This is a genomic window from Roseibium sp. (assembly GCF_050301095.1).
Classification (GTDB): Bacteria; Pseudomonadota; Alphaproteobacteria; order Rhizobiales; family Stappiaceae; genus Roseibium.
In genome coordinates this window covers 1-6,063 of the sequence record NZ_JBNKYW010000209.1, presented here as the reverse complement: position 1 = coordinate 6,063, position 6,063 = coordinate 1, and the positions used below count along the sequence as shown (strand labels likewise).

6 protein-coding genes are annotated in these 6,063 nt (G+C 61.3%); 3 read left to right on the top strand and 3 right to left on the bottom strand.

Annotated elements, in window-relative coordinates; translation table 11 throughout:
• The 3 genes from ACQY7U_RS18645 to ACQY7U_RS18635 all read right to left on the bottom strand — a co-directional run.
• A partial coding sequence (locus ACQY7U_RS18645) for a TrmH family RNA methyltransferase (protein WP_428647638.1) occupies positions 1-347 on the bottom strand: 347 nt, incomplete at its 3' end.
• Positions 348-405: 58 nt separating this feature from the next.
• On the bottom strand, positions 406-1,587 hold the full coding sequence (locus ACQY7U_RS18640) for an adenylate/guanylate cyclase domain-containing protein (protein WP_428647636.1): 1,182 nt from the start codon (positions 1,585-1,587) through the stop codon (positions 406-408).
• A gap of 34 nt (positions 1,588-1,621) precedes the next feature.
• Positions 1,622-2,818, bottom strand: a complete 1,197-nt coding sequence (locus ACQY7U_RS18635; protein ID WP_428647633.1) for an adenylate/guanylate cyclase domain-containing protein — start codon at positions 2,816-2,818, stop codon at positions 1,622-1,624.
• Positions 2,819-3,079: 261 nt separating this feature from the next.
• On the opposite strand from ACQY7U_RS18635, the gene ACQY7U_RS18630 reads away from it, so the two are divergent.
• From ACQY7U_RS18630 to ACQY7U_RS18620, 3 genes are all read left to right on the top strand, one after another.
• Positions 3,080-3,871 (top strand): substrate-binding periplasmic protein, encoded by a 792-nt coding sequence (locus ACQY7U_RS18630; RefSeq protein ID WP_428647631.1) that lies wholly within the window; start codon positions 3,080-3,082, stop codon positions 3,869-3,871.
• A 229-nt stretch (positions 3,872-4,100) separates the two neighbouring features.
• Positions 4,101-4,529: a DUF2267 domain-containing protein gene (locus tag ACQY7U_RS18625; RefSeq protein WP_428647628.1), complete on the top strand. Its 429-nt coding sequence runs from the start codon at positions 4,101-4,103 to the stop codon at positions 4,527-4,529.
• 192 nt (positions 4,530-4,721) lie between these two features.
• A partial coding sequence (locus tag ACQY7U_RS18620) for an NADP-dependent isocitrate dehydrogenase (protein WP_428647625.1) occupies positions 4,722-6,063 on the top strand: 1,342 nt, incomplete at its 3' end.

Sequence of the window (6,063 nt, the reverse complement as noted above, 5' to 3'; positions counted from 1 at the left end):
CGCAGCACGTCACCCGCTTCCACCGGCCCGCGCACCGGCTTGTGCCCGTCGCGCGGCCGCGCGGTGGTGGCATAGACGAAACTGAGATCCGCGAGTGCGGCTTCCAGCGTGTCGTAGACGATCGCCCCCTCGATCACGTGGTCGGCGCGGGCGGCCGCACTCACCGCCTTCTCGTTCGGCCAGCCGTCGCGCGGATTGACGATCCGAAGGTCCACCAGACCGAAATTTGCCATCGCCCGGGCCGCCGTGCCGATATTCTCGCCAAGCTGCGGCTCGCACAGGATCACCGCCGGCGGTTTCGCCGAGACAGTGCGGGCTTCGTCTCTGATTTTTGCGTTCTTGCTCATGACGCGGGGATGTAGCGGAAGGAGAGCCGGAAGAAAAGACTGAAAGGACTGGCGCACATCAATCGGCCGCCATCCTTGCTACCGTATAAACAGGCTGCTTCCCTTCAAAGTCACGGATGGAAACATGCTCGGCCAAAGCCGGGTCCAGTTGGAGCAACCTTGCCACCGGCTCGGAAACGACGGTCTGGCCTTCGACGGCCTTTGCAGCTTCCAGAAAGCGGGCCGTCAGGTTCACCGCCGGGCCGATGGCTGTGAAATCGAGCCGGTTCAAGGCACCAATATTGCCGTATTGCACCTTGCCGACATGAACGGCGGCCCGGAAAGGCGGACGGTCTTCGCTGAACGCGGGCCCGTCCCCTCCGCCCCAGGCTTGCCTAAGCGCAGCCAAGGCCAGCCGGCAGGCGGTTACTTCCGCATCGGGCTCTTCCGGTTTGATCGGAAAGATCGCCAGAATGCCGTCCCCCATGAATTTCAGCACCTCGCCGCCCCGCTCCAGGATCGGCGGCACCACGCAATCGTAGAAGGTGTTCAGGCGCTTGAGAACTTCTGTGGCGGGTCTTTCGTTCGACAGCCGCGTGAAGCCGACAAGATCGGCGAAGACGACACAGGCCGTGATTTCCTCCACATCCCCGCGCCGCACCTTGCCTGCCAGGATCTTGTGGCCGATATCATGGCCGACATAAGCGGACAGCAGATTGCTGGCGGTGAGCCTCAGGATGTAGCTCTCGAATACGCGCGTGAATGGGCCCCGGATCCTTTCCAGGGCCGCGAGGTCCGCTTTCTCAAATCCGCCCTCACGAGTGGTGGCCCATGTCATGCCGTGGGCCTCTCCATCGGAAAACAGCATGGGTGCAACCAGATAGTCGGTAACACCTTCGGCCTTCAGCCGCTGCAAAAGCTGAAAGTCCGCCGGACAATCCGGGTCGCACAATTTCCGGCGGATAGGTTGTCGCGTTTCAAGGAGCACGCTCATCGGATTGTCCCGGAAGTCCGCATCGTCAAACAGCCCGAAGCGCGCATCCGTCTGCTCTATCGAGCCGTCCTCAAGCCAGCAGAAACGGCTGCCCAGCAGATTGGGATGAAGCTGCAGGAACAGCAGGACAAACCGGCTGACCGGGACGCCTGCCTGCCGCAACCGGCCGCAGACTTCGGCAATGGTTGCGCGGATGTCCGGACTGGACCGCGCGCCGTCGATCAGCCATTCGGCCAGCCGGTCTATCTTGGCAGCGTCGACCGGCATCACACTGTCCCGCTCTCGTAGGCTGAAACCACTCTCACCCTGCCCCGTCCGCCTCCCCTTGAAATCCGGCCATGTCCCGGACCGGCACGATCACCTGGGTTCCGGCAAATCCCTTCAGTTCGAAGTGCCTTCCCTCGTCCTTCGCCAGACCGGCAAGGTCCGCGACCTTTTCCGAGACGACCGTCTGCCCGTTCATCAGCACCGCGGTGGACAAAAGGCGCGCCGCCAGATTGACGGTCGGCCCGATGGCAGTGAAATCCAGCCGGTCCGAGGCGCCGATATTGCCGTATTGCAACGGGCCGACATGAACGGCCGCCCGGAACGGCGGGACCTTGTCGGAGAACACCGGTTGGCCCTCGCCGCCCGAAGCCTCCGCAAGCGCGTCCAAAGCCAACTGGCAGGCCGTGCGTTCATCCGTTTCCCCGGTGATCGGGAAAATCGCCAGCAGCCCGTCACCCATGAATTTCAGCACCTCGCCGCCGCGCGCGACGATGGGCGGCACCAGGCAGTCGTAAAAGAGGTTCAGCCGGGCAAGCACTTCTTCCGCACTCGCCGAATTGGAAAAGCTGGTGAAGGCAACCAGATCGGCGAAAACCACGCAGGCGGTGATTTCCTCGATATCCCCCCGGCGTACCCGCCCGGACAGGATCCGGTGGCCGCTGTCGCGCCCGACATAGGCCGACAGCAGGTTGGCCGCATTGAGGCGCAGCATGTAGGTTTCGGTCAGGCGGGCAAGCGGCAGTCGGATCCTTTCCAGCGCCGCCATCATGTCGTCATCAAAACCGCCCGGCGCCTTTGTCGACCAGCTTGCCAGATGGGTTTCGCCGGTGGTGAAGACCAGCGGCTGAACCACATAATCGCTGATGCCTTCCTCGCGGAACTGTTTGAGGATCAGGAAGTCGTCCGGACAGTCCGGGTCGCCCAGCCTCCGGCGCAGCATCCTGCCGGTCTTCAGGACCGTCGGCAGCGGATTGTCGTGATATTCCGCGCCGTCGAACGCGGTCAGATCCGCATCGACCTGATCCACCCCCTCCCCCTTCAGCCAGCGGAAGCGCCGCCCCTGCAGGTTCGGATGAAGCGTATAGATGAAGAGCGCAAACCGCTCCAGCGGCACGCCCGCCTCAAGCAGACCGTCGCAGATGCCGGCCACGATCTCCCGCGCATCGGCGCTCGGGCGCGCACCGTCCAGCATCCACCAGAAGAGTTCGTCGAGTTTGCCAGCATCGACCACGCCGCACCGCTCCTTTACAGCCTATGGCGAGTGTACCTTCCGGCGAGCGTCCGGCAAGAGGGGCAACCCTGTCCGAATTCGCGAGTGCCTGACAAGAATCAGGCGCGCCGCAAGCAAGACTTGCAAAGATAAACCGCACCACTTTTCAGAATTAGCAACTCAAAAAGGGGGAGATGGGTGCGTTTTTAGGCAGTTTTACAAATAGTATTTTCATATTTCTTTGGTCATTCTGGAGAAATGCCAAGGAGATACAGGAAAAGAGTGTCACCCCATCCGCCCACGCTCCTGATCGGAGCCCTAACGCTTTGCCTGGCCTTGCTGGCAGCGGAGGCGCGGGCCATGGACTGCCCCCGCGACGGCACCCTGATCGCCGGGGCAGGCGATTACCGCCCCTATCAGATCGTTGAAGCCGACAATGTGAGCGGCATGGACTTCGACGTGATCGAGGCCATTCTTGAGAAGATGGGGTGCAGCCTGAAGAAGGTGCCGCTTCCCTGGGCCCGCCATCTCAAGGCCATGCAAAACGGCCAGGTGGACATCGCGAGCCCGGTCACAATGACGCCCGAACGGGCAGCCTTCGCCCGTTTTACCAAGCCCTATATCGTTGCCAACGAGGTCCTGTTCGTCGCAGCCGACACCGACGTCACCTACGACAATCTTGCCGCCTTCTTTTCAAAGGGGTATCGGCTGGGTGTCATTCGAGAATACGCCTATGGCGGCGACTATCCGGATCTGCGGGACATCTACGCCGGCCAGATCGAGACGACCGACAGTCTTGAACTTAACTTGAAACAGCTGCTGCTCGGCAGGGTCGATGCCATTCTGGGCGAGACATACGTGGTGAGCGCGGAAATCAGAAAGCTGCGCCTTGCCGGCAAGGTCAAGTCGACGGGCGTGGTGGTTGCTTCGGAACCCAATTACATCATGTTCGCCAGGAAGAGCGTACCCGCGGCGTTTGTCGCCGCCTTCGATGCGGAATTGCAGGCGATGAAGGCCAATGGCGCGTTCGACCGCATCACCGAGAAATACAAGTCGACCAAAGCGATCTATTGAGGCTGCGTTGCCAACCCCAGAAAGTTCGGGGCGGAGTGCCCAGAACAGCAAACCGATCCGAAGGACGTCTGACCTCAAGAAACCCGCCGCAGATGCAGGTGGTGATTTCGCGCATATCGGCACCTGGACACCCGGGACTCCCGGCAACGGTTCAATTTCAGGACTGCGGGCTCTCCAACTACCGGCACTTTGAGTGTAATCTCAAGAATCACAACCCGGATCTCGTCCCATGCCGATGCCGCAGACTTACTTTCATGCGTCCCTGGATTTCGACGCCTTCATTCAGGATGTCCGCGACACCTGCATGCTGCCGACCCACCATCAGGCCTACCACACCCTGCGTGCCGTCCTGCATACGTTCCGCGACCACCTGACGACGGAACAGGCGCTCGTCTTCGCGGATGTCCTTCCAGCAGTAACGCGCGCGATCTTCGTCGAGGACTGGCACCCGTCCGACCTGAAGCCTCCGCCGTTCCCGGACCGGGCAACGCTGATCCGGGAGGTCAAGTCGGTCCGCCGCGACCACAACATGGCACCGGACAGCGCAATCGAAGACGTCGCCGCCGCCCTCAGGCGTTCATCCATCGATGAACGGGAGCTGGACCGGGTGCTGGAGAATTTGCCGGAGGGGGCAGTGGAGTTTTGGAAATCCTATTGATTGTCTCCGTTGCCCTTCCTCCCGATAGACTTTTCCCGCCCGTTTGCTAGAACACCCCCAAGTTACCGCCCTACTCCTTCCGAAGGGCTTTCAATTGATTGCGTACAATTGTATACGCAATTCGAAATTCATCCGGGGGCAGCCTGAGCGCCCTCGCCGTCCACTGTTCGAACGCTAGGATATGTGACAGCCATGGCCGACATTATCTACACCAAGGTCGACGAAGCACCGGAACTGGCAAGTGCCTCGTTCCTGCCGATCATCCGCTCCTTCACCAAAGCAGCAGGCCTGACCATCGGCACAAGGGACATTTCCCTCGCCGGCCGTATCCTGGCGAATTTCCCGGAATATCTGACCGAGGACCAGAAGCAGTCCGACGACCTGGCCGAACTTGGCCAGCTGGTGAAGCAACCGGACGCCAACGTCATCAAGCTGCCGAACATATCCGCCTCCCAGCCGCAGCTGAATGCCGCCATCAAGGAACTGCAGGCTCAAGGGTATAAACTGCCCGATTACCCGTCGGATCCGGCAACGGACGAGGAAAAGACGGTCAAGGCGAAATACGACGCCATCAAGGGATCTGCCGTGAACCCGGTTCTGCGGGAGGGCAACTCCGACCGCCGCGCACCGAAGGCGGTCAAGGAATACGCCAAGAAGAACCCGCACCGCATGGGCGAATGGCTGCCGTCCTCCAAGACCCACGTCGCGACCATGGGCGCAAACGACTTCAGCTCCAACGAAAAATCCGTGACCGTTCCGGCGGCATCCGCGGGCAAGGCATCCATCGAATTCGTGGCTAAGGACGGCACTGTCACCGCCCTCAAGTCCGGCTGGCAGCTGGATGAGGGCGATGTGGTCGACGGCACCTACATGAGCGCCAAGGCGCTCGCCGACTTCCTGGAAAAGGAAATCAAGGACGCCAAGGATCAGGGCATCCTGTTCTCCCTGCACATGAAGGCGACGATGATGAAGGTCTCCGACCCGATCATCTTCGGCCACTGCGTCAGGGTGTTCCTGAAGGACGTCTTCGACAAACATGCCGCCACCTTCGCAGAGCTCGGCGTCAATCCGGATCTCGGCATCGGCGATCTGGAAGCCAAGGTCGCGACCCTGCCGGCCGACAAGGCTGCCGAGATCAGCGCCGACATCAAGGCCGCCCTCGACAACGGCCCGGCCATGTACATGGTGAACTCGGACAAGGGCATCACCAACCTGCATGTCTCCTCCGATGTCATCATCGACGCCTCTATGCCGGCTCTCATCCGCGCAGGCGGCAAGGGCTGGGGCCCGGACGGCAAGGAACATGACGCCGTCTGTGTCATCCCCGACAATTCCTATGCGCCGGTCTACGATGCCGCGATTGAATTCTTCAAAGCCAATGGCAAGCTGAACCCGGCCACCGCCGGGACGGTGCAGAACCTTGGCCTGATGGCCCAGAAGGCCGAGGAATACGGCAGCCACCCGACCACCTTTGAAATCCCCGCCGACGGCGTGGTGAAGATGATCCTGGATGACGGGACCGTCCTGCACCAGC

Bases quoted from the DNA above. Each gene is read 5' to 3' on its own strand.
- ACQY7U_RS18640 (WP_428647636.1), bottom strand. From the start codon at position 1,587: ATGCCGGTCGACGCTGCCAAGATAGACCGGCTGGCCGAATGGCTGATC.
- ACQY7U_RS18625 (WP_428647628.1), top strand. From the start codon at position 4,101: ATGCCGATGCCGCAGACTTACTTTCATGCGTCCCTGGATTTCGACGCC.